The organism is Paenibacillus sonchi (genome assembly GCF_016772475.1).
GTDB classification, from domain to species: Bacteria; Bacillota; Bacilli; order Paenibacillales; family Paenibacillaceae; genus Paenibacillus_AQ; species Paenibacillus_AQ sonchi.
This window is the reverse complement of sequence record NZ_CP068595.1, coordinates 2,921,409-2,942,445: the sequence shown is the minus strand read 5'-3', so window position 1 is coordinate 2,942,445 and position 21,037 is coordinate 2,921,409. Positions and strand designations below refer to the sequence as shown.

Sequence of the window (21,037 nt, the reverse complement as noted above, 5' to 3'; positions counted from 1 at the left end):
CTAACGACTCCCGTCCTTCTTCGGCTCTTGATTCAAGCTGTTAATGAAGCATTCCAGAAAAGCGGGCGCGTCAACCTCCAGGCAGACAGTGACATTCGGCGGCCGGTTGAGCCGGTTCTGGAAATCGCAGACCGTCTGCCCGTCGCACAGCTCACTGCGGGTTTCCACATCTACGTAGTAATCGCGGGTGGTGACCAGCCCGCAGTTCAGCGCGACTCCCACCGCCAGCGGATCATGCAGGGCGCAGGCCTGAACGCCGTTGCGCTCATAATAGCGTGCCCGGTAGCCGGCGGTACTTGTCTCCACATATTCGCGGATGACCGGGTTATGCAGCTTCTGGATATCCTCCGCACCAAGCAGCGCCCGGCGGGTAACATCCAGCCCCACCAGCGTCAGCCGGGGGAACCCTGCCGCCAGCACCTGCTTCGCGGCTTCGGGATCGACGTACATGTTGTACTCTGCCGTCGGCGTGATATTGCCATAACCCTGCACCACACCGCCCATTACAATGACCTCGGCGGCATGTGCAACAAGCTCCGGACATTTCTGCAGCGCGGCCGCCAGGTTCGTCAGCGGTGCGGTCATAATCAGCGTGACCTCGCCGGGCCGGGCCAGCAGCTCGCGGATGATGAAATCCGCTGCCGCTCCGGCTTCCGGCTGCTTCGTGACCGCCATGTCGCCCAGCGCGCCGCCGATGCCGTCCGATCCATGCACCCGGTGCTCGAACACCGCTTCACGGACCAGCGGCTTATCCGCTCCACGATACACTGGAATCTGCCCGGACACTCCAAGCAGTTCCAGAATCTTGCAGGTATTCAGCGTCGCCTGATCCAGCGATACGTTGCCGCTGACCGTCGTAATGCCAAGAATATCGAACTTCCCGCTTGTCACCGCCAGCATGATCGCCAGGGCGTCATCCACACCTGTATCTACGTCCAGAATGACTTTTTTACGACCGGTCATCCTTACCCGCCAATCTCACGGTTGAAGCGGTCCGTCCACTCCGTGATGTGCTGGTTCACAAAGGACATGTCCAGCTTGCGCAGCTTGCTGATGACATCCGCGCCGTAAGTTACGCCTACAGCCTCTTCATCCGTCAGCACCACTTCGGTATTCACCGGAGAGTCGACTTTCGCCTTGGCCGATTTCTCCTGCACTTCCTTGCTCAGCTGCCAGTTGATGAACGCTTCGGCAAGCTCCTTGTTGTCGTTGCCCTTAACCACATTGACCGTATTCATAACGGCATACGCACCTTCGGAAGGTGCAACGAACTTGGCATCCGGCACAGCAGCCTGGAGGTCTTTGAAGTACATCTCCATAATTGGACCGCCCGCGATTTCCTCCTGGCCGAACATATTCACATACTCCGAAGTCTGTCCGTAGTATTTAACTACATTACTGTCCAGCTCCTTCAGCTTCGCGAAGGCCTGATCCTCGTTGAACTCCGAACCACCTGCCACTACGGAGGCTGCATCTACAATCATAGGACCGGCCGTTGCAGTAATGGCTGGAAGCGTAAGATTCTTGTCAAACTGCGTCCACATGTCACTCCAGGATTTCACTTCCCCCTTCACCAGCGCCGGGTTGTAGGCAATACCGAGACGGCCCACAGTATAGGCAGGGCCATATTCTTTGCCCAGTGGCGCTTTGGCAATGTCATAAATTTTTTCGATGTTCGGAATTTTGCTGCGGTCAATGGTCTCGAACAGTCCTTCATTGATCGCCTGCTGCGCATAATAGTCCGACAGATACACTACATCCACATCGGAGCTGCCCTGGCGGATTTTGTTCAGACGTTCGGCATTGTTGCCGATTTCGACGACGATTTTCACATTATGCTCTTTCTCAAACGGTGCATACACCGACTCTTTAAAGAAGTCCTCCGAGAAACCCCAAGTGGAAATCACCAGCTCAGTGGGAGCCCCTGCTTGCGTCGCTTCCGGCGCAGCCGCATTGTTGGTGGCAGCATTGTTCGTTGCAGCGTTATTGCCGCAAGCAGCCAGCACCGCAGTCAGTGTGAGGGCAAAGCCCGCATTCATTATTTTTTTCATTAGTAAATAACCTCCCAAATGTAATATGCGGTACAATTCCAGCAGTTATCCTCTGGTTCCAGGAATGCATGGTCAGTCTCTCTTTAATTGGCATGCAATAGAGTCAGGGTCCGTAGCACCTCCTATTGGTAATAAAATCTAGATTCCCCTTATTTTTTTCATAAAAAAAGAAAAGCATTCTTGTAGGAACAAGAACACTTTTCTTTGTGTAAACAAAGCAAAAGAGCTACCCGTTATAGAAGGACGGTCTTCGCTTAAGATAGATCAAAAACGAAAATCCGCGATAATCCTTATAAATCTGTCATTCTCCAGCCAAGATCATGTTCGTAAAAGCCCATCCAGTCGGCGCGTCGTAATCCCTAAGCAGAACCTCAATCGTCAGACCCATTTCTGCTTCAAGTCTTTCCTTGAATCTCTTCTTGAACAGCAGCGACATCCGGAAATCCACTTCCTGCTTAAGTTCGGGCGCTTCACCCTCCAGTGCGGAAGAACGCGGAGACCTGCGGTGCTTGGCGTGAAAGGTAATGACCCTTGAATCGACAGTGACGCGGAGCAGGGTCGTACCGAAACCAAACAATTCCTTGGAGATCTCGTTGTAGATCTGGCACATCTTCTTCTTCTGCTCGCTGTTTTCCAGTTCTGCCATGAAACCACCTTCAAAAACAGAATATCGTACAATCACATCGATAGCAATTGCTATTATACATAATTATTGCATTTCAGGCAAGAAAAAAGCCAAATCTCACATGAAAGTAACGCCAAACACGAACAATGACTATTTCATATCCGAAAAATCAATCAAAAAAAACGAGACAGTCGCCTCAATTGCTGAGGAACCAGCCCGTTTTAGTTTTAGAGATTTTTTCAGTAGCCCCGGGATTTTAAACATTGATTTTCCGTTTAACTTTACGTCCTTTGCCAAAGGGAACACACACAGGAGTGCCGAAGATCGGATCCGGAGTAACCTGGCATTCCATCCGGAAAACATCCCGGATCAGTTGTTCATTTACGATATCCTCGGGTGCACCGTAGGCATATATTCCGCCTTCCTTGACGGCGATAATGTGATGCGCGTAGCGACACGCCAGATTAATATCATGCAGAACCATTACAATGGTGCGCTTCTCCATTTCATTTAACTCGAAGAGCAGATCAAGGATTTCGACTTGGTGAGTCATGTCCAGATAGGTGGTTGGTTCATCCAGCAATAGGAAAGGCGTATCTTGCGCGAGTGTCATGGCGATCCATGCCCGCTGGCGTTGGCCACCGGATAAGGAGTCGACGGATCGGTGTGAAAATTCACTCATGCGTGTAGCCTCAAGTGCTTTGTTGACCATCCGCTCGTCCTCTTTGGTCCATTGCTGAAGCCAGCTTTGATAGGGATAACGCCCCTGTTTTACAAGTTGATGAACGGTTAGCCCTTCAGGAGCAATCGGCCCCTGTGGCAGAATAGCCAGCCTTTTGGCGAGTTCCTTGGTCTTAAGTTTGAAGATCTCTTCACCATCCAGTAGGATCGAACCTTGCTCAGGCCTCAGAAGACGGGCAAGGGAACGAAGCAGCGTTGATTTGCCGCAGCCGTTGCTTCCTATCAATACGGTGATCTGACCGGATGGAACCGTTAAATCCAGATTGGAGAAAATCTGCTTCTGTCCATAGGCTAGTCCCAGTCCTTTTACCTCAATGGTAGACACACGACCCACTTCCTTTGCAAAATAATCATGGTTGTTAAGCCGTTTTACGGCTTTGATAGAGCAAATAGATGAAGAACGGAGCACCGATTGCTGCTGTGAATACGCCGGCCGGTATATCCAGTGGGAGGAAGGCTGTTCTGGCTACAAGATCGGAGAGCAGCAGAATGAGGGACCCGATGAGTGCGGACACGGGGATGACTCCTCCGAAAGCCGGGCCCACCAGCTTTCGGGCAATGTGAGGCGCCATGAGTCCGATAAAATTAATGGCCCCGCCAATAGATACGGCTGCGCCTGCCAGTGCGACACTAACTATCAGCAAGAAAGTTCGCTTGCGCATGACGGAGCTGCCTACACTCTCGGCAATATCATCACCCAGCTCTTGTACGTTCAAGTGTCTGGCATAGAATAGAGCCACAGGAAGCAGGACAAGAATCCATGGCAGTAATGTAAGTACATCCCGTTCCCACGACACTCCGTAGATACTTCCAGTCATAAAGGTAAATGCTTTAACGGCCACAGCCGTTGGTGTAAATGAAGCGGTGAGAATCAACATATAAGTCACTGCTGTTAGAGCGGTAGCCATGCCTATGCCGACCAGAACGAGTCTGAGTGGCGACACGCCGCGTCGGTAAGCCAGGAGATAGATTAATAGCGCAGCACCGAATGCCCCTGCAATAGAACTAAGCGGCATAAAGCGGACGCTGACCCCAGAGAAAAAGATGATAAACATAACAGTTCCGAGTGAAGCGCCTCCCGTTATTCCGATCATGTCAGGAGAGGTCAGCGGGTTGCGCACAATGCCCTGAAGAATAGCGCCAGACACAGCGAGAGCTGCCCCTACAAGAATAGCAATCAGGATACGCGGCATGCGCAGCGAGAAAATGATCATGGAATGAACAGGATCTCCGAACCCAAATATGGCACGGATGACGTTATCAGGACGGATAAATTGGCTTCCTAATCCAACACATAAGATGGCGACAATAACATTGACCACGGTCAATAGAGAGATAACAAGTAAAGTTCTTCGGCTGATTTGAAACGAGTGGTTACGGCTCCTAAACGTATACCAACGGTTCATACTAGTTTCGGCCTCCTTTTCTGGCAATATAAACAAAGAAGGGAACGCCCAAGATGGCGGTCATGATGCCGACGGGTACCTCTTTGGGGAACGCAATGTATCTCGATCCAATATCAGCTGCAAGCAGTAGGTCAGCACCTAAGATAGCACAATAGGGAATAACCCAGCGATAGTCTGTTCCTACCAGATAACGTGATACATGAGGAATGATGATGCCGACGAAGGCGATAGGTCCTGCCATAGAGACAGATCCTCCTGCCAGCAAGATGATGACCAGGCCTGCGGTTAGTTTGATATAAATCGTTTTTTGTCCCAGGCCGGCAGCGATGTCTTCACCCAAAACGAGCACATTCATATGTTTTCCCAGCACCATGGCTCCCAATAGGGCAAGTGCCATATAGGGAAAGGCAGCATTGAAGATGCTAATATCTCTTCCCGACACCGAACCAACAAACCAGTACAGCACTTGGTCAAAGGTTTGCCCTCCGGTCAGAAGAATGCCTAGAGAAAGCGATGAGAAGAAGGAAGTCATGGCAGCGCCAGCTAAAGTAATTTTAAGGGGAGTAAGACCGTCTGTACCAATTGAACCTAATATATATACTAAAATTGCTGTGAAGGCTGCACCAAGGAACGCTAAGCCTGCAAACGTCGATAGACCAGCTGCGCCAAAGAAGGCGGATCCCATAACAATAAAAAACGATGCACCCGAATTAATACCTAGAATACTAGGCGAAGACAAGGGGTTGCGGGTGATGCCCTGCATAAGGGCCCCTGCTACCGCAAGGCTTGCTCCTGCAATAGCGGCAATCAAGGCGCGCGGAATCCGAGCCGTCTTGATAATAAGCTGTTCCTGGCTCCCGTCAAAATGGATCAAAGTGTTCACAATCGTCTGCCAGCTGATGTTTTTCACCCCGAATCCAACGCTGCAGACAATGCCTGCTCCAAGGAGCAGAATAGCTATCAAAAGGAAATATATTTTTTGCTTTCGTGTAGATAATAGGATATCCATAAATTCCTTTCCTTCTAAGTAATCATGGTATTTAGCACTAAATTAATATTATATGGAGCCGAAATATAACTGTCAATGAATATGATAATCATTTTCAATTGTCTTGACAGTACAAAACTCAATTTGATATAGTTTCGCTTGAACATAGACGATAATGATTTTCATTATTAGGGGAGAACAATGGCAACATTATTTAAGCGTAAAATGATAGGAACCACCACAACCTTGCTGCTAGCCTTAGCAATACTTATAACGGGTTGCGGACAAACGGGAAATTCTACAGGCAAAGATAGCTCCAGCTCAGAAGGAACCGGGAAGTCCCAGCCTCAGGAAGATGTGCGCACAGTCAAGCATGTTATGGGGGATGCTAAGATTTCAGGTACCCCGAAGCGTGTTGTTGTTTTAACAAATGAAGGCACAGAGGCTCTTCTGGCATTGGGAATCAAACCGGTGGGTGCTGTGAAATCCTGGACAGGAGATCCGTGGTACCCTCATATCAAAGATCAAATGGAAGGGGTTACTGTTGTAGGGGATGAAAGTCAGCCGAATATTGAACTGATCGCAAGCCTCAAACCAGACCTCATTATCGGGAATAAGCTGCGTCAGGAGAAAGTTTATGATCAGCTGAATGCCATTGCTACAACTGTATTTTCCGAAACTCTGCGCGGGGAGTGGCAGTCTAACTTTAAGCTTTACGCCGAAGCAGTTGGTAAGACAAAGGAAGGCGATACAACTATCGCAGATTACGATGCACGCGCTGCAGACTTTAAATCCAAGGCCGGAGATAAGCTACAACAAAAAGTCTCGGTTGTTCGTTTTATGAGTGGAAAGACACGTATTTATCTGGAGGATACCTTTACGGGCATAGCCTTCTCCAAATTGGGCATTACTCGTCCGGACAATCAGAAGTATGCCGACACATTTGTTGAGGAAATCACCAAAGAGCGTCTGCCTGAGGTAGATGCTGACATGCTGTTCTACTTTACCTACGATACCGGGGACGGTAAGGGCAATGAAATGGAAAAGGAAATGCTGAATGATCCGCTATGGAAAAGCTTGAATGTGGTCAAGAATAACAAAGCGATTCGTGTGGATGATGCTATTTGGAACACGGCAGGCGGAGTCATTGCGGCAAATCTGATGTTGGATGAGTTGTTCAAAATTTACGAAATACAGGAATAATTGCTGGTCATGATATATTTTTGAATTAAGGGGAGTTATGAAAAAGACGGCGTTCTCTTCGGTTGTAACTGAAGAGAACGCCGTCTTTTGATTCTCACTTCTTCATATTTCATAATTTCCTACAGCAGTCGCCTTTCGATTTACAGCAGGCCCTCATCCACATAATCCGCCATTGTGTAAATCTCAAGGCCCTTCGGGACAGCCGGAGTGAAATCCTGGTCCCCGCTGCCGCTCAGGAAGAATTCCACGGTCTTCGATTCGCCCGGCAGCAGGTCGAAGAAATTGTCCGAGAAGATTCCTTCCTCATCCGCTGTCAGATACACTCCTCTGGCAAGCACATCAGTGCTGACCGTAAACGCTGCGCTGCCCTGCACCTCTTCCACCTTAACCGCAGGCCGGGCCAGCGGAATTTCTTTGGCCGAAACGAAGTAATGATGCTTGTAGTCAAGCTGCTGTCCGTCCGCCAGCAACGCGGCAGTCAGCAGCACACGGCGGGGTTCGCGGCCCTCCAGCAATCCGGCAATATTAGCCGCAAACACAATACTTGCCGAGTCAGCCGCAAGGGTGACCGGCTGCAGCCATTCCTGCAGCACAGCTCCGCTGAAGTCCTGCAGTCGGACCCGCAGTTCGCCTTCCAGCCCCTCCTGCCGGTCGGATACAGCGTGGATCTGGAGATTCTCCCCGTCCGAACCGTCGATGGAGAGAAGCAGCTCCTGGTAGCTTTTGCGTACCGTGTATTGCAGTGCCTTCCAGCGGCCGTAATAATCCATGCCCGCCCAGGAAGCAACCGGCCAGCAGTCATTCATCTGCCAGTACAGCGTGCCCATGCAGTAGGGCTTGTTTCTCCGGTGGCTTTCAATGGCGATCCGCATGGCCTCCGCTTGAAGAATCTGGCTCATATACAGGAAGCTCTTGAAATCCTTTGGCCGGGGCAGATAGATATCCATGTATTCCTTAATCAGCAGATTGCCGCGTCCGTTCTTCTGATGAGCCAGCATCACTTCGGATTCCAGCTCCATATCGTTTTCTTCAGCATAGCTGAGTACCGATTTCAGCTCAGGGAAGGACTGGAAGCCGTATTCGCTCATGAAGCGGCCAACCTTGACATTGTAGTTCTCAAAAGGCTCGCTCCCATGCCATACGCCCCAATAGTGCACATCCCCTTCACCGGCCATCCGCGTAGCATGCTGGTTCATGTCATGAGTCAGAGCCCGCATCGGAGAAGATGCCCAGTAATCCACATCCGGGTGGCAGGAGGCCACGGCTTCAGGCAGGATACGGTGGAAAACGGCCTCATAATCCCACCACAGCTTATCACGGATCTCCCGGCTGAACTTTTCCTTCCAGCCCCAGCCCTTGTTATCCTCATAATGCGACCAGGCCGAATCCATCTCATTATTACCGCACCACAAAGCGATGCACGGATGGTTGCGCAATCTCCGGATGTTATAGACAGCCTCCTCACGCACATTCTCCAGGAACGGCTCATCTCCCGGGTACATGCTGCAGGCGAACATGAAATCCTGCCAGACCAGCAGACCATACTCATCGCACAGCCGGTAAAAAGTCTCCTCTTCATAGATCCCGCCGCCCCACACCCGCAGCATATTCATATTGGAAGCGACAGCCGAAGCGATCTCATGGCGGTAACGCTCCTCCGTAACCTCCGTAGCAAAACTGTCGTTGGGAATGTGATTGGAGCCCTTGGCGAATACACGCACACCATTCAGCTCAAAATAAAAGGAAGCTCCCCGATCATCCGGCTCCCGGACCAGCTTGATCTCCCGCAGCCCGGTGGTAACTTCAGCTTGCGCTGCGGCCTCCCCTGCCTTCAGCAGTTCTGCCCGAAAAGCAGTCAGCTCAGGTTTACCGAGGCCGTTGCACCACCAGAGACGGGGCTGATCCAGAACGATTTCCAGTTCCAGCCTCTGCTTGCCCTGTTGGAGCAAAACGGATTGGGTCCATTCCCTGCAGCCGCAGCTTACCCGCAGCTGACCGTTCCATGCCGATGGAGCATCCGCTTCCACGAGCACAGTGAGCCGGGCTTCTTCCGGGCTCACCGCATTCTGGCGGATATACAAATCAGTGATAGCAACCTGATCCCTGCCTTCCAGCACAGCTTCACGCCAGATGCCGCTGGTCAGGAATCTCGGGCCCCAGTCCCAGCCGTAATGATAAGGCGCTTTGCGGGCGAATACGCTGATCTGCTGTTCCCCGAGTCCGCCCAGTTCGGATTGGTCATTGGGCGCCGGGAGCGCATAGCCAAGCTGTTCCAGCTTCGGCAGATCCTCATGTACTGCGGAACGGAACCGCACGCGGATCTCATTCTCCCCGGCCCGCAGCAGCTCCTTGACATTTACGGTCCAGGCCCGGAACATATTGTCCGCCGAGAGTGCGTGCACATCATTCACATATACATCCGCATAGGTGTCCAGCCCTTTGAAAACCAGTTCAGCAACAGCACGCTGCTGCCACTCCCCGCCGAGGTGCAGAACCGTCCGGTATTCCCAGTCTTTCTTATCGATCCATTGCAGTTCATGCTCGTTCTTTCCATAAAAAGGGGGAGGGATCAGTTCATTGCGGAGCAGATCGGTATGCACCGTTCCCGGCACAGCTGCCGGAAGCCACTGTTCATCCCCGCAGGCTCTAAATTGCCAGTTGTCCAATTTCAGTTGTAGTTTCATGGAACCTCCTATTAAGTGGTGTGGGCAGAAGCATCCATCTAAGTCTAAGTGAGCATACGCTTACATGAATCGCTTTCATACCTATTGTATTTTGTTATCCTATTGTTATCAACACGCTAATTATATTCTTTTAAAAAGAACAAATAAAGACAATAAATAATAATTCAAACCATTTATCGGTCAGCGATTTACCGCTATAATTACTGATGTAAACGCTAACAATAAACGAAAAGGGGAAAGCGCAATGAAGAAAAAGTTATTTCCGTTAGGTTTTGTTATTGTTACAGCCCTATCTCTATCCCTGACCGGCTGTGGCTCCGGCAACAACAATAATAATGCCTCCACAGCCACTAACGAGCCTGCAGCATCTGCTAAGCCAGATAACAGCGGCGGAAATGCGGCAGCAACCACTGAACCGGCAGCGGCAGGCGGAGCAGACATCAGCGGCAAAATCACCTTCCTCACCAACAGAACCGACATGATCGGCAAAGAGTATGACGAATATGTAAAGCGTTTTAATGAGAAGTATCCGAACATCAAGGTGGAATTCGAAGCTTCCCAAACCGACTATAACCAGCAAGCCAAAGTCAGAATGGCCAGCGGAGAGCTGCCTGACATCATGTTTATCCCGACAGTGCCTAACTCCGACTTGCCGAAATATTTCGCTCCTCTGGACGATCTCGGCTTGAACGATCAAATTACATTCAAAGATTTCAAATCAAATGACGGCAAGCTTTACGGTATTACAACGGGGAACTCCACCTCAGGTATCGTATACAACAAAAAAGCATTTGCCGATGCCGGTATTACCGAAGTGCCCAAGACCTGGGACGAATTCCTCGCAGCCTGTGAAAAGCTGAAAGCCAAGGGCATCATCCCGCTTGCTTCCAACTTCAAAGACAAATGGCCGCTGAACAACTGGGTTTACGACATGCCCCGGGTCATTGAAGGCAAAGCCGACTTCCCTAACGAAAAGCTGAATCAGGAAGCTCCGTTCACAATGGATAACGGATACGGCAAAGCATTCAGTTTGCTGAGAGAGCTTAATGAAAAGGGTTACCTGGAAAAAGACATCAACTCCACCAACTGGGAACAGTCCAAGAAAGATATCGCTGCCGGCAAATTCGGCATGTACTTCCTGGGCAACTGGGTTATCAATCAAGTGATTAATGCAGGCACCACTTCCGATAATGTAGGCTTCTTCCCGCTTCCTTATGACAACTCAGGCAAAACAACCGCTGCCCTCAGCCCTGACTTCTTCTATGCCGTTTCCAAGGACAGCAAAAATGTAGACGCTGCCAAAGCTTTCGTGAAATGGATGATCGAAGAATCCGGATATGAAGATTTCGCCGGCTTCCTCTCACCGCTGAAGGGCAAGGAGTCTAAACTGCCTCAGATCCAGGAATTCCAGGCTACCGGTGTACAGCTTCAGGAAGCCACTCCGGATGAGGCCAAAGTCACCGAAATCGGCAACAAGGCACAGGTTGATCTGCCGGCCATGCTTCAGGAATTTGTACTTGCCAAAGATCCGCAAAGCGTCCTGGAGAAATGGAACAAAGCCTGGGCTAAATCTAAAAAAGACCTTGGCTATTAATCTAAGGATAGAAGCTGCAACGCCAGTAATTCCATAAACATGGCGCAAAATGGATTATCGCCTTTACGGATAATCCATTTTGCCGTCAATAACAGAGCGCTATAAAGGAAAGAAGGTAAAGCGATGTTCGGAACGTTATCCTATAACAAACAGAAGACTATTATTATAGTGTCCTTCCTGCTTATTCCGTTGGTACTGCTGGTTACATTCACATACTACCCGGCTATTAAGCTGATCTATTACAGCTTCACCGACTGGGACGGCTACAGCCCGGAGAAGCCTTGGGTGGGGCTGGCCAATTACCGCGAGGTGTTCAGCAACCCCGATATCTTCAAGGTGTTTACCCATAACTTTGCCTATTTTGTAATGGGGCTTGTCCAGAATATCGTAGCTATCTACTTCGCTGTGGTGCTGAACAGCAAGCTGCGCGGCCGCAACGGGTTCCGGATCATGCTTTTCCTGCCCTACATTATGAACGGTGTAGCGGTTGCATTTATGTTCGGTTATGTGTTTGATACCACCAACGGTTCCCTGAATCTCTTCCTCAACAATATTGGGCTTTCGTCTCTGGCCCAGACCAGCTGGCTTGGAACCGAAGGCCTCGTCAACTATTCTCTGGCCTCCACCGGCTTCTGGCGTTTCATGGGCTATAATATGGTCATCTACATCGCCTCCCTGCAGGCTATTCCGCGTGATATTTATGAAGCGGCCAAGATCGACGGTGCCGGCTCTTTCCAGACCCTGTGGAGAGTTACGCTGCCGAATATGAAGGCCGTTATTCAATTGAATCTCTTCCTCACCGTTACCGGTGCGCTGGAAGTCTTCGATTTGCCGTTCGTGCTCACCAAAGGCGGACCTGCGGGCGCGAGCCAGACCTATGTACAGCGCGTAGTCGATACGGCATTCGCTTTTAACAATTACGGGCTGGCTTCGGCAATGAGCATCATTCTGCTGTTCTTTGTCGTTATTGTACTGCTGGTGCAGCAGTTAGTTCTTAGCCGGGGAGGAGACAAGTAAATATGACACACACCAAATTCCGTTTTGTTGATTTCATCAAATACTTTTCACTCCTGATCGGAGTCTTTGTCGTCCTCTTTCCGCCATATGTGGTTGTGGTCAATGCCTTCAAATCTACGGATGAGTTCAACTCCAGCAGCTCGATGGCACTGCCCAAAAGCTTCCTGAACTTCGACAACTTTGTCGCCGTCTTCCAGCGCGGGGGGCTCCTCAGCGGATTCGGCAATGTCCTCGTCATCATAATAATTACATTGACCCTGAACATTCTGTTTGGGACAATGGTTGCATATGTGCTTGGCCGCTTCTCTTTTAAAATGAAGCCTGTGGTATTCGGTGCTTATCTGGTCGCCACCATTATTCCCAGCATCACTACTCAAGTTGCCACCTTTGGGATTATTAAAAATATGGGCCTCTACAACACGCTTGGTGCCCCTATCGTACTCTACATCGGTGCAGACGTGATTCAGATTATTCTTTATCTGCAGTTTATCCGCAACATTCCTGTAGATCTAGATGAGAGTGCCATGGTTGAGGGCGCTTCCCTGTTCAAAATCTACCGTTCGATCATCTTCCCGCTCCTGACCCCGGCGACAGCTACGCTGGTCATTCTGAAGACGATCAGCATTTACAATGACATGTACATCCCTTATCTGTATATGCCCAAACAGAGCCTTGGCGTGGTCACCACCGTCCTGATGCGCTTTCAGGGGGTCAACTCGGGCGAATGGAACCTCATCTGCGCTGCGATCCTGCTGATTCTGCTGCCGACAGTGGTTCTGTACTTTTTCCTGCAGCGTTATATCTTTGAAGGTGTAACCAGCGGGGCGGTCAAATAAAGGGGATGTGCGGAGAGGAATAACAACGTGGTGTCAACGATCCTGAGGACTTTTCGCAAAATGTGGTTGTTCCTGGCTAACCTGCCAATGGAGCGGAAGCTGATTGTTGTGTTTGTATTTTTGATTTCTATGCCCATCACTTATGTCAGCTATCTGTCCTCCCGCTCCATGTTCAACTCCGTTCTGGTAAATGCCACCGAGCGGGCGGGTCAAATGACCTCCAACGCTTCGGATACCATTGACCGTTATGTGGCCGATCTGAAACGGTATACTTCCCTGCCGCTGTATAATACCGATGTGCAGCTCTATCTGACGCAGAAGAACACCGATTGGGAAAAAAATACCGGGATGTCGATGTTCCTCAGCTATCTGAAGCACATGAAAAGCGAAATACTGGCCGTCTATATGGCAGACCAGTATGATTCTGTTTTTTACGATACGGCTGTGGGCATTAATGAGATTTTTCCGGCAGAACGGCTGTCCACATGGAAAAGCCTCAGCGAAGCCGGAGGAACCGCCCCTGTTATTCAGGGCAGACACAGCATCCGGGTAAATTCATCCGCACAGCGGGAAGTATTCAGCGTTCTGCGCACCATTAGTTCTGTAAGCACTTTGAAAAAAATCGGCATTCTTGTCTTCGATGTCGACATCAGCCTGTTCAAGGGGATTCTGGATCCGGTAAATGCCGTGACCCAAGGCAATACACTGGTGGTGGACGATCAGGGGAATCTCATGTACGCCGGTGAGGGTAAAGCGGGGGAGACCCCGGAGGAACAGGCGCTCACCAGACAGCTGCTGGATAAAGTGAAGCTGGATCAGGGGCATTTTCAGATCAGGCTGGACGGGGTATCCTATCTGGCAGTATACACTGTATCGAAGCAGACCGGCTGGACAACCCTGGTCACGATTCCGCTCTCCAGCATCCTCTCGCCGGTGGAAAAAAACCGCAACACCCTGATTCTGACGACGCTCGTGATTATTGCGTTTGCCCTGTTCGTCGCCACCATTATCTCTCATGCGCTGACCAAGCCCCTGAAATCAATGGTCCGGCTGATGAAGCAGGTTCAGCACGGCAATCTGGACGTCTGGCTGCACCCCAAATACAACGATGAAATCGGCATGCTTGGCAGCCACTTCAACCGGATGATCATCCGGGTCAAGGATTTGCTGCAGGAGGTCTCCCTTACGGAGAAAAGAAAACAGAAAGCCGACATGCGGGCACTGCAAAATCAGATTAACCCGCATTTCATTTATAACACACTGGAATCCATCCGCATGCTGGCAGAGAGCAGCGAGGACCCCCGTGTAGCCAAGCTGACCTATCTTCTGGGATTACAGATGCGCTACGGCATTGTCCGCAGTGAAGAGATGGTCACGATCCGCCATGAGCTGGACCATGTGCGGAATTATCTGCATCTGCTCCAGATCCGCTTCCCGGACAAATTCATACTGAATATTGCCGTGCCGGAGGCTTTTCTCCCGCTTCCCGTCATTAAGCTGGTTCTTCAGCCGATTGTCGAGAACGCGGTCTTCCACGGTCTGGAACCCAAGGAAGGGCCCGGCACACTGAGCATAAGCGGCTGGGAAGAAGACGGCAAAGCGGTATTTTGTATAGAAGATGACGGTGTGGGAATGGATGGGAACACCCTGCGTGCCTTGAACGGCAGCCTGAGGAGCGGAGCAGACGGCGAGATGTTCGGCATCGGGCTGCGGAATGTGAACGAACGGATCCGCCTGCATTACGGGCCTACGTTTGGACTTAGCGTGAGCAGCGAGATTGGAAAGGGCACCCGTGTCACCTTGAGGATTGAAGACCTCTCCGGCCATCTCCGGGAGGAATAAAATTTAGTTGTCTAAGGAGGATATCCGGATTGCTGCGTATAGTGATTGTAGATGATGAGATTCTGATTCGCGAAGGCCTGGCCCGGATGATCAGCAAGGAGAGCCGGAGCTTTCTTGTCACCGGAACGTATGCCGACGGCAAGCAGCTGCTGGACGCCCTGCCCTCCCTTCAGATTGACGTGGTCATTACAGACATCCGGATGCCGCAGGTCGACGGCCTGGAGCTGATTAAGCAGCTCAAAGCCGGACATCCCCATATCAGCACCCTGCTGATGAGCGGTTTCGTAGAATTTAATTATGCCAGGGAAGCGATCCGCAGCTCCGCAGTGGACTATTTATTGAAGCCTATCAACAAGGAGCAGCTCTTTGAGGTGCTCTACCGTCTGGACGAAGAACGGAAGAAGCTGCGGGAAAAGGAAGAACGCCATCGCTCCGGACTGCTTCTCTCGCTGCTGCATGTCGAGCAGCCGTCTGCCGTCCTGCTAAGCAGCCTTATTTTGCCCCAGCCTTACTTCTCCGTGTTTGTGCTTAAGGGAAGCTCCCGGGATACCGTCTGCGCCTGCTCAGACAGTCTGCGGCAAGAGAAGGAGTTATTGATGGACTCTCTGGAAATACGCAAGGGGCTGTACGTATGGATTTGGTATTCTGCTGAGCCTTTAACCGCTGAAGAATTGAATAGTATCGGCGGGCATATCCGCGCGGCAAGCGGCGGACAGCGGCTCCATGCCGGGGTCAGCAGCTCCTGCAGCGATCCTTCCAGGCTTAGAGCGTCTTACCTGGAAGCTAAGCGGGCCTGTGATGCGGGGATTTACAATCCGCAGCGGGTGCATTATATTACTGCTCAAGAGCTTGCGGCTGGGGAACTGTGCCTGAGCGATCCTTTCCCGGCACTGCGCGAGCCGCTGATCCATGATCTGCAGATTCTGAATGTGCCGGGGGTGCTGGAACGCATCCATTCCCTGCTCTCCGTGCTGGAATCGCAGCGCGCTTGTCCCGAACACATTCTGCGGGCTTGCCGCGAGGTTGAGGACACGGCCCGTAAGGAGCTTCAGGAATTCGAAGCGGTGTACCGCGTGAACGGGGAGCCTCCGCTGGAGGAAGAGATCGGGTCCAGCATGAGCTTCAGAGAGATCGAGCAGGCCTTCATCTCCACCTTCTCAGCCGCGCTGGGCGGCATCCGCGCCCACCGTCTGGAGCTGTCCGGAACCGCCGTCGAAACCGTGAAGCGCTGGGTATCGGCCAACTACAACCAGCATGCCGATCTGAACATGCTGGCAGGCATGGTGTTTTTGACGCCAAGCTACCTGAGCAAGCTGTTCAAGCAGGAGACCGGGCTGACCCTGACCGATTATGTGATTGAAATCCGCATCCGGAAGGCCAAGCAACTGCTGAAAAATGCTCCGGATCTGAAAATCCACGAGGTCGGGGCCGAAGTCGGCTACCCTGATCCCGCCTATTTCAACAAGCTGTTCAAAAAAATCGTCGGCGTCACGCCGAACGAATATAAACGCATCTCACTTGTTTAAGGAGATTGATCTCTTGAAACCATGGTTACACCTATCGGATGAGCAGCACGGAATCCAGGTTTACGATACGACAGAATTATATGGCGAGACAGGCAGATTCCGTGTGCTGCAGTTTTCCGGGGACGCCATTCAGGGCGCCCTTGATCTGGACCACCCCGGCGGGTGGTCTTTGAATACCCGCGGGCGATGATCCATTTAATGGAGGCGGGCGAGCCCTTTTTCGAGGATGTCTTTGTGATTGGACACGGAATTGGGACCATTGCCGGTTACTTCGCGGAGAAGCGGTTTAAGATTGCCGAGGTGAGTTCGGAGGTTGTGGAGCTGAGCAGGCAGCAGTTTGGCTACAGCCAGGATAATGTCATCGTCGGGGACGGGCGCTCCATTCTTGAAGGTGAGCCGGAACACTGCTATGACTACATCCTGCTGGATGCCTTCACCGCTGACGGCACACCCCGGCATCTGATCTCCAGCGGCTTCTTCGCCCTGGCCCGTTCCAGGCTGAACAGCCGCGGCTCCATCATCATGAACCTGATGGGCCGCAGCGAAAAGGACCGGCTGATGGGTGCCATCCACACGACCCTTAGCGAAGCATTCCCCTACATCAAAGCTTTTGCCCTCCCTTCGGAAGGCACAGCCGATATCCGCAACATCATCATCATGGGCAGCGGCCGGCCGATCCGCTACCAAGCCCGGCAGATGGCCGGATTTGTTGAAATCACGCTGGGACAAGGCCATGTGATCCGGGACTAAGGCATCATTACATGATTACCAGTGCAACGGGAATACTGGCCTTACGGTTCAAGCCACCTCTCTTCAGCCCCCCGCCTCCAGATACCTCAACGTCTGCACTCCGCCTTATCTGACTATTCGACATCTCAGTCCCTTTTCCCCTGCGGACCACCGCCGGTTTCTCCCGAATCCCCCATTCATCCGTTTTTTTTGCTAAAATAGAATAGTCGGCGCATTTTAAGGGAATCCTAGCGCCAGTCACTGAAACGGAGGCATTACCTGTGGATTATATTATTCTGGACATCGAATTCAACGGCCGCAAATTTGCCAGTGAACATCCTATGGAGGTCATTGAGATTGGAGCCGTCCGGTTAGATGCTTCACTGCAATATAAGGATGAATTCTCGGCTTTGATCAGACCCATATACTTCTCCACCCTCAATTCATTTATTAAGAAAAAAACCGGCATCCCCCAAGAGGATATCGACGTTGCCGACCGGTTCCCCAAGGTGATTACCGCCTTCCGGGCCTGGCTGGATCAGAGCGTGGACGGCGTGCTGCTCCTGACTTGGGGCGGCGAGGATATGAAACGGATCATTCAGGATGTGCGCATGCATAAAATGGATGATGCCTACTGGCTGGCCGCCACCTATTTCGATCTGCTCAAAGGCGTGCTGCGCGCCCGCGGCCTCACTAACGATATCAGCGTCGAAGGAGCGATGGCCCTGCTTGGACTGGAGCCTTCCGGCTCCGCGCACCGCGCGCTGGACGATGCCAAGATGACTGCGGATATTTTCCGCGCCGTCTTCCCCGATCTCGACTTCGGGCGTTCCCAGCACTATGTGGACACCTTCTCCAATGCCAGAGAACGCAAAACCGTCAAGATCGCAATCAAAGCCATGAAGGCGCAAAAGATCATTCCCACCTGGGAACTGGTGGCCGAGCACTATTTTCCGGGAGAAGACGCTTTGGCCGATCCCCGGAAGCTGGCGGAACTCCAAGCCTATTTTGCGGCACAGCTCGGTAAGAAATAACACAACGCCATACCCGTAACTGGACAGCGGCAGTTTCCTTAGTGGACATACTAGGGAGAGTGCCGCTGTCTGCTTCAAATATAAGGATTTGTATGCCCACACCATTTCTATTTGCCGAAAATTAATGTTTGACATTGCCGTTACGTAAAGGTGTACAGTGATTTTGTAAGCAGCTGCTTGCAACAACGTTGATGAGAAGCTATCCATGAACACACGCTGAAGAAAGAGACGGAGGCTGACAAGACAATGGAATATACCGTGCAGAAGCTGGGGGCACTTGCGGGAGTCAGCACACGAACCCTGCGGTATTACGATGAGATTGGCATTCTGAGGCCGGCCAGAATCAACTCCTCGGGATACCGTATCTATGGGCAGGCCGAGGTGGACCGGCTGCAGCAGATTCTCTTTTACCGGGAGCTGGGCTTAAGCCTGGAAGGGATCAAGGAGCTTGTCACCGCACCGTCCTTTGACGGAGCCCGGGCCTTGCGCGAACACCATGAGAAGCTGCTTCAGCGGAAACAACAATTGGAGATGCTGATCTTGAACGTCGAAAAAACACTGGCCCAGGCCGAAGGGAGAATAACCATGAGCAATGAAGAAAAATTCGCAGGCTTTAAGCAAAAGCTGATTGACGATAACGAGCAGAAGTATGGACAGGAAATCCGCGAGAAATATGGCGATGAGGCCGTGGAGAAATCCAACCGCAAGCTGAAAAATATGACGGAAGAGCAGCATGCCGCCATTCAGCAGGTTGAGGCAGAGATGTTCAGTGTGCTGGAGCAGGCGATGGAGGATGGCGATCCGGCAAGTGTGCTGGCCCAAAAAGCCGCCGACCTGCACCGTCAGTGGCTGACCTTCCACTGGGATACCTACTCCAAGGAAGCGCATGCCGGAGTGGCGCAAATGTATGTCGACGACGAGCGGTTCACCGCCTACTACGACAAAACCCGCCCGGGCACAGCTAAGTTTCTGAGAGACGCCGTGCATGTGTACGCCGGAACACAGCAGGAATAAGCTTATTCCTGGGCTGGTCTAAACATAGGGCTGGACCTATAAGTGGATGATTCTGCGAAGCAGCGGTTCTCTGTCATTGGAGAATCGCTGCTTTGCGCTTGTGCTCAACCGCTGCTAGTGTGGACTACAAATCATTATATTACACAGTGTTACGAATTTGTTTTTATAACCAATTCTTCCTCCATTTCTTTGTAATACTTAATCTTCCCGGCAATCTTCTCCAGATTCCCGCTAAGCTTCCGCATCTGTGCCTCCACCCTGCTCCGGTGGGCTTCCAGCATCAACCGCCGCTCATGGACGGTAGATGACCCCTGGCTGCGCAGATCGGAGTAACGTTTCATTTCCCGGATCGGGATGTCCAGTTCCCGCAGAACGACCAGGAATTGTACCCAAGCCACATCCGCCTCCGAATAAGCACGGTAACCCTGCTCATTCCGCGCCACGCCCTCCAGCATGCCTACCTTCTCATAATACCGCAGCGTATGTGCAGACAATCCCGTCAGACGGGACATTTCTTGAATTGACAGTAAGTTATCCATGCTGAAATCATATCACACCCAATCATTGCTTGCATTAGAGCGCGCTCTAAGCTGTAATCTGGTCATAGGGTACGAAATTCATATTCAATGGAGGTTTTCTTATGACTACAGAACGTTATGAACGCGGTTGGGAAAAGTTGATGGAGGTGGATGGCGCCGGCGGGGCAAAGGTGATTGAATCGCTGCGGGACATCTCTCCCGATTTGGGCCAATTTGTAATTGAATTTGCTTTTGGCGACATTTATTCCCGCGAAGGGCTGGACTTGAAGCAGCGCCAGCTCATCACCATTTCCGCGCTTACCGCACTTGGCGGCTGCGAACCTCAACTCACCGTGCACATCAATGCTGCGCTTAACGTGGGGCTTTCACCCAAAGAGATTGTCGAAGCGCTCCTGCACTGCACGCCTTACGCCGGTTTTCCGCGGGTGCTCAACGCCACCTTTGCAGCCAAGGAGGTTTTTAAAGAACGGGGGCTGGCGATACACCCCAACATTGATCCTCAGGAGGCATAGCCGGGAAGCTGGTGCCTGCTGCATGTATCTTCCCCTGAAAAAGGAGCTGCCTAGGTCAAGGCAGCTCCTTTCTTATATGCTGGGATTAATTGAATAGTTTTATTGCGCACTGGTCGTGACTACTCCCAATCCTCATCCGTATACAGCACTTTGGCCGTGTAGGCATCGACCCCTACTTCTGTCGTAACCTTGCCGTTTCTGACTTCTACTTCATACACCAGGCTTCCTTTATTCTGGTCCAGGTCGATCTCCACAACCTTTCCCTTCGCTGCTGCAGATGCAGCCTCTGCCGCCTGGGCTGCACTGATCACCGCTTTGCTCTCCGCTGCGTCTGCCGGCTGAATATCACCATCGTCATCATCGTCCGCTTCCTCGCGCACGCTTATAATACTGCCTGTATACGCATCGACCCGGACATCAATCTCCTTATTCTGCTGCTGGATATCAACCTCATAATAAGCACCGCTGGGCTTTTTCTCCAGATCAATGCTCTCCACCCGGCCAGGTGCTGCCTTCAGCGCAGCCTGTTCTGCCTTGCTGATACCGATCAGTGTCTTGCTTGTGCCCGCCGAAGCGGAATTCCCGGCAGAAGCAGCCTGGACCTCACTGATACTGTATGCTCCTCCGAGTAGAATAGCCGCTGCTGCTATACTGCTCCATAACTTCTTTTTCATGATTGTCGCCTCCTGATTCTCA

The 21,037-nt window shown here is 51.5% G+C and carries 18 protein-coding genes and 1 pseudogene; 10 read left to right on the top strand and 9 right to left on the bottom strand.

Annotated features, from left to right (window positions below):
- From JI735_RS13440 to JI735_RS13415, 6 genes are all read right to left on the bottom strand, one after another.
- A complete protein-coding gene (locus JI735_RS13440; RefSeq protein ID WP_202677463.1) occupies window positions 1–963 on the bottom strand; it encodes a nucleoside hydrolase in 963 nt (320 codons plus the stop codon).
- 2 nt (window positions 964–965) lie between these two features.
- Window positions 966–2,051 carry an ABC transporter substrate-binding protein gene (locus JI735_RS13435; protein WP_039834123.1) on the bottom strand — a complete coding sequence of 362 codons (1,086 nt, stop codon included), beginning with the start codon at window positions 2,049–2,051 and terminating at the stop codon, window positions 966–968.
- A 301-nt stretch (window positions 2,052–2,352) separates the two neighbouring features.
- The gene (locus JI735_RS13430; protein ID WP_039834124.1) at window positions 2,353–2,697 is read right to left on the bottom strand and encodes a hypothetical protein; all 345 of its coding nucleotides are present in this window, start codon (window positions 2,695–2,697) and stop codon (window positions 2,353–2,355) included.
- A 235-nt stretch (window positions 2,698–2,932) separates the two neighbouring features.
- Window positions 2,933–3,742, bottom strand: coding sequence for an ABC transporter ATP-binding protein (locus JI735_RS13425; protein WP_039834125.1), 810 nt, complete (start codon window positions 3,740–3,742; stop codon window positions 2,933–2,935).
- A gap of 34 nt (window positions 3,743–3,776) precedes the next feature.
- On the bottom strand, window positions 3,777–4,823 hold the full coding sequence (locus JI735_RS13420) for a FecCD family ABC transporter permease (RefSeq protein ID WP_039834126.1): 1,047 nt from the start codon (window positions 4,821–4,823) through the stop codon (window positions 3,777–3,779).
- Window position 4,824: 1 nt separating this feature from the next.
- Window positions 4,825–5,832 carry a FecCD family ABC transporter permease gene (locus JI735_RS13415; RefSeq protein WP_039834127.1) on the bottom strand — a complete coding sequence of 336 codons (1,008 nt, stop codon included), beginning with the start codon at window positions 5,830–5,832 and terminating at the stop codon, window positions 4,825–4,827.
- Between the two features lie 180 nt (window positions 5,833–6,012).
- On the opposite strand from JI735_RS13415, the gene JI735_RS13410 reads away from it, so the two are divergent.
- Window positions 6,013–7,014 carry an ABC transporter substrate-binding protein gene (locus JI735_RS13410; RefSeq protein WP_039834128.1) on the top strand — a complete coding sequence of 334 codons (1,002 nt, stop codon included), beginning with the start codon at window positions 6,013–6,015 and terminating at the stop codon, window positions 7,012–7,014.
- Between the two features lie 140 nt (window positions 7,015–7,154).
- Here the strand turns inward: JI735_RS13410 and JI735_RS13405 are convergent, their stop codons facing one another.
- Window positions 7,155–9,698 (bottom strand): beta-mannosidase, encoded by a 2,544-nt coding sequence (locus tag JI735_RS13405; RefSeq protein WP_202677462.1) that lies wholly within the window; start codon window positions 9,696–9,698, stop codon window positions 7,155–7,157.
- A gap of 244 nt (window positions 9,699–9,942) precedes the next feature.
- On the opposite strand from JI735_RS13405, the gene JI735_RS13400 reads away from it, so the two are divergent.
- The 8 genes and pseudogenes from JI735_RS13400 to JI735_RS13365 all read left to right on the top strand — a co-directional run bounded on the left by JI735_RS13400 (window position 9,943) and on the right by JI735_RS13365 (window position 19,290).
- Window positions 9,943–11,292, top strand: coding sequence for an ABC transporter substrate-binding protein (locus JI735_RS13400; RefSeq protein WP_039834129.1), 1,350 nt, complete (start codon window positions 9,943–9,945; stop codon window positions 11,290–11,292).
- 123 nt (window positions 11,293–11,415) lie between these two features.
- Complete coding sequence (locus JI735_RS13395; RefSeq protein ID WP_039834130.1) at window positions 11,416–12,309, top strand: carbohydrate ABC transporter permease; 894 nt, start codon at window positions 11,416–11,418, stop codon at window positions 12,307–12,309.
- Window positions 12,310–12,311: 2 nt separating this feature from the next.
- Entirely contained in the window at window positions 12,312–13,145 is an 834-nt protein-coding gene (locus tag JI735_RS13390; protein WP_020426034.1) for a carbohydrate ABC transporter permease, read from the top strand.
- A 27-nt stretch (window positions 13,146–13,172) separates the two neighbouring features.
- Window positions 13,173–14,987 (top strand): sensor histidine kinase, encoded by a 1,815-nt coding sequence (locus JI735_RS13385; RefSeq protein ID WP_039834131.1) that lies wholly within the window; start codon window positions 13,173–13,175, stop codon window positions 14,985–14,987.
- 29 nt (window positions 14,988–15,016) lie between these two features.
- Window positions 15,017–16,513, top strand: a complete 1,497-nt coding sequence (locus JI735_RS13380) for a response regulator (RefSeq protein WP_039834132.1) — start codon at window positions 15,017–15,019, stop codon at window positions 16,511–16,513.
- Between the two features lie 13 nt (window positions 16,514–16,526).
- Window positions 16,527–17,263: pseudogene (locus JI735_RS13375) on the top strand (spermidine synthase).
- 260 nt (window positions 17,264–17,523) lie between these two features.
- On the top strand, window positions 17,524–18,276 hold the full coding sequence (locus JI735_RS13370) for a 3'-5' exonuclease (RefSeq protein ID WP_039834134.1): 753 nt from the start codon (window positions 17,524–17,526) through the stop codon (window positions 18,274–18,276).
- A gap of 246 nt (window positions 18,277–18,522) precedes the next feature.
- A complete protein-coding gene (locus JI735_RS13365; RefSeq protein WP_039834135.1) occupies window positions 18,523–19,290 on the top strand; it encodes a MerR family transcriptional regulator in 768 nt (255 codons plus the stop codon).
- A gap of 149 nt (window positions 19,291–19,439) precedes the next feature.
- Here the strand turns inward: JI735_RS13365 and JI735_RS13360 are convergent, their stop codons facing one another.
- Window positions 19,440–19,829: a MerR family transcriptional regulator gene (locus JI735_RS13360; RefSeq protein WP_039834136.1), complete on the bottom strand. Its 390-nt coding sequence runs from the start codon at window positions 19,827–19,829 to the stop codon at window positions 19,440–19,442.
- Window positions 19,830–19,930: 101 nt separating this feature from the next.
- Between JI735_RS13360 and JI735_RS13355 the strand changes: the two genes are divergently transcribed.
- Window positions 19,931–20,341 (top strand): carboxymuconolactone decarboxylase family protein, encoded by a 411-nt coding sequence (locus JI735_RS13355; RefSeq protein WP_039834137.1) that lies wholly within the window; start codon window positions 19,931–19,933, stop codon window positions 20,339–20,341.
- Between the two features lie 119 nt (window positions 20,342–20,460).
- Here the strand turns inward: JI735_RS13355 and JI735_RS13350 are convergent, their stop codons facing one another.
- Complete coding sequence (locus JI735_RS13350) at window positions 20,461–21,015, bottom strand: PepSY domain-containing protein (protein WP_051051631.1); 555 nt, start codon at window positions 21,013–21,015, stop codon at window positions 20,461–20,463.
- Between the last annotated feature and the right edge of the window lie 22 nt (window positions 21,016–21,037).

Excerpts from the sequence above, each read along its gene's own strand:
- JI735_RS13415 (WP_039834127.1), bottom strand. The coding sequence starts at position 5,832 with ATGGATATCCTATTATCTACACGAAAGCAAAAAATATATTTCCTTTTG.
- JI735_RS13365 (WP_039834135.1), top strand. The coding sequence starts at position 18,523 with ATGGAATATACCGTGCAGAAGCTGGGGGCACTTGCGGGAGTCAGCACA.
- JI735_RS13430 (WP_039834124.1), bottom strand. The coding sequence starts at position 2,697 with ATGGCAGAACTGGAAAACAGCGAGCAGAAGAAGAAGATGTGCCAGATC.
- JI735_RS13395 (WP_039834130.1), top strand. The coding sequence starts at position 11,416 with ATGTTCGGAACGTTATCCTATAACAAACAGAAGACTATTATTATAGTG.
- JI735_RS13350 (WP_051051631.1), bottom strand. The coding sequence starts at position 21,015 with ATGAAAAAGAAGTTATGGAGCAGTATAGCAGCAGCGGCTATTCTACTC.
- JI735_RS13360 (WP_039834136.1), bottom strand. The coding sequence starts at position 19,829 with ATGGATAACTTACTGTCAATTCAAGAAATGTCCCGTCTGACGGGATTG.
- JI735_RS13405 (WP_202677462.1), bottom strand. The coding sequence starts at position 9,698 with ATGAAACTACAACTGAAATTGGACAACTGGCAATTTAGAGCCTGCGGG.
- JI735_RS13440 (WP_202677463.1), bottom strand. The coding sequence starts at position 963 with ATGACCGGTCGTAAAAAAGTCATTCTGGACGTAGATACAGGTGTGGAT.
- JI735_RS13400 (WP_039834129.1), top strand. The coding sequence starts at position 9,943 with ATGAAGAAAAAGTTATTTCCGTTAGGTTTTGTTATTGTTACAGCCCTA.
- JI735_RS13420 (WP_039834126.1), bottom strand. The coding sequence starts at position 4,823 with ATGAACCGTTGGTATACGTTTAGGAGCCGTAACCACTCGTTTCAAATC.
- JI735_RS13390 (WP_020426034.1), top strand. The coding sequence starts at position 12,312 with ATGACACACACCAAATTCCGTTTTGTTGATTTCATCAAATACTTTTCA.
- JI735_RS13355 (WP_039834137.1), top strand. The coding sequence starts at position 19,931 with ATGACTACAGAACGTTATGAACGCGGTTGGGAAAAGTTGATGGAGGTG.
- JI735_RS13410 (WP_039834128.1), top strand. The coding sequence starts at position 6,013 with ATGGCAACATTATTTAAGCGTAAAATGATAGGAACCACCACAACCTTG.
- JI735_RS13435 (WP_039834123.1), bottom strand. The coding sequence starts at position 2,051 with ATGAAAAAAATAATGAATGCGGGCTTTGCCCTCACACTGACTGCGGTG.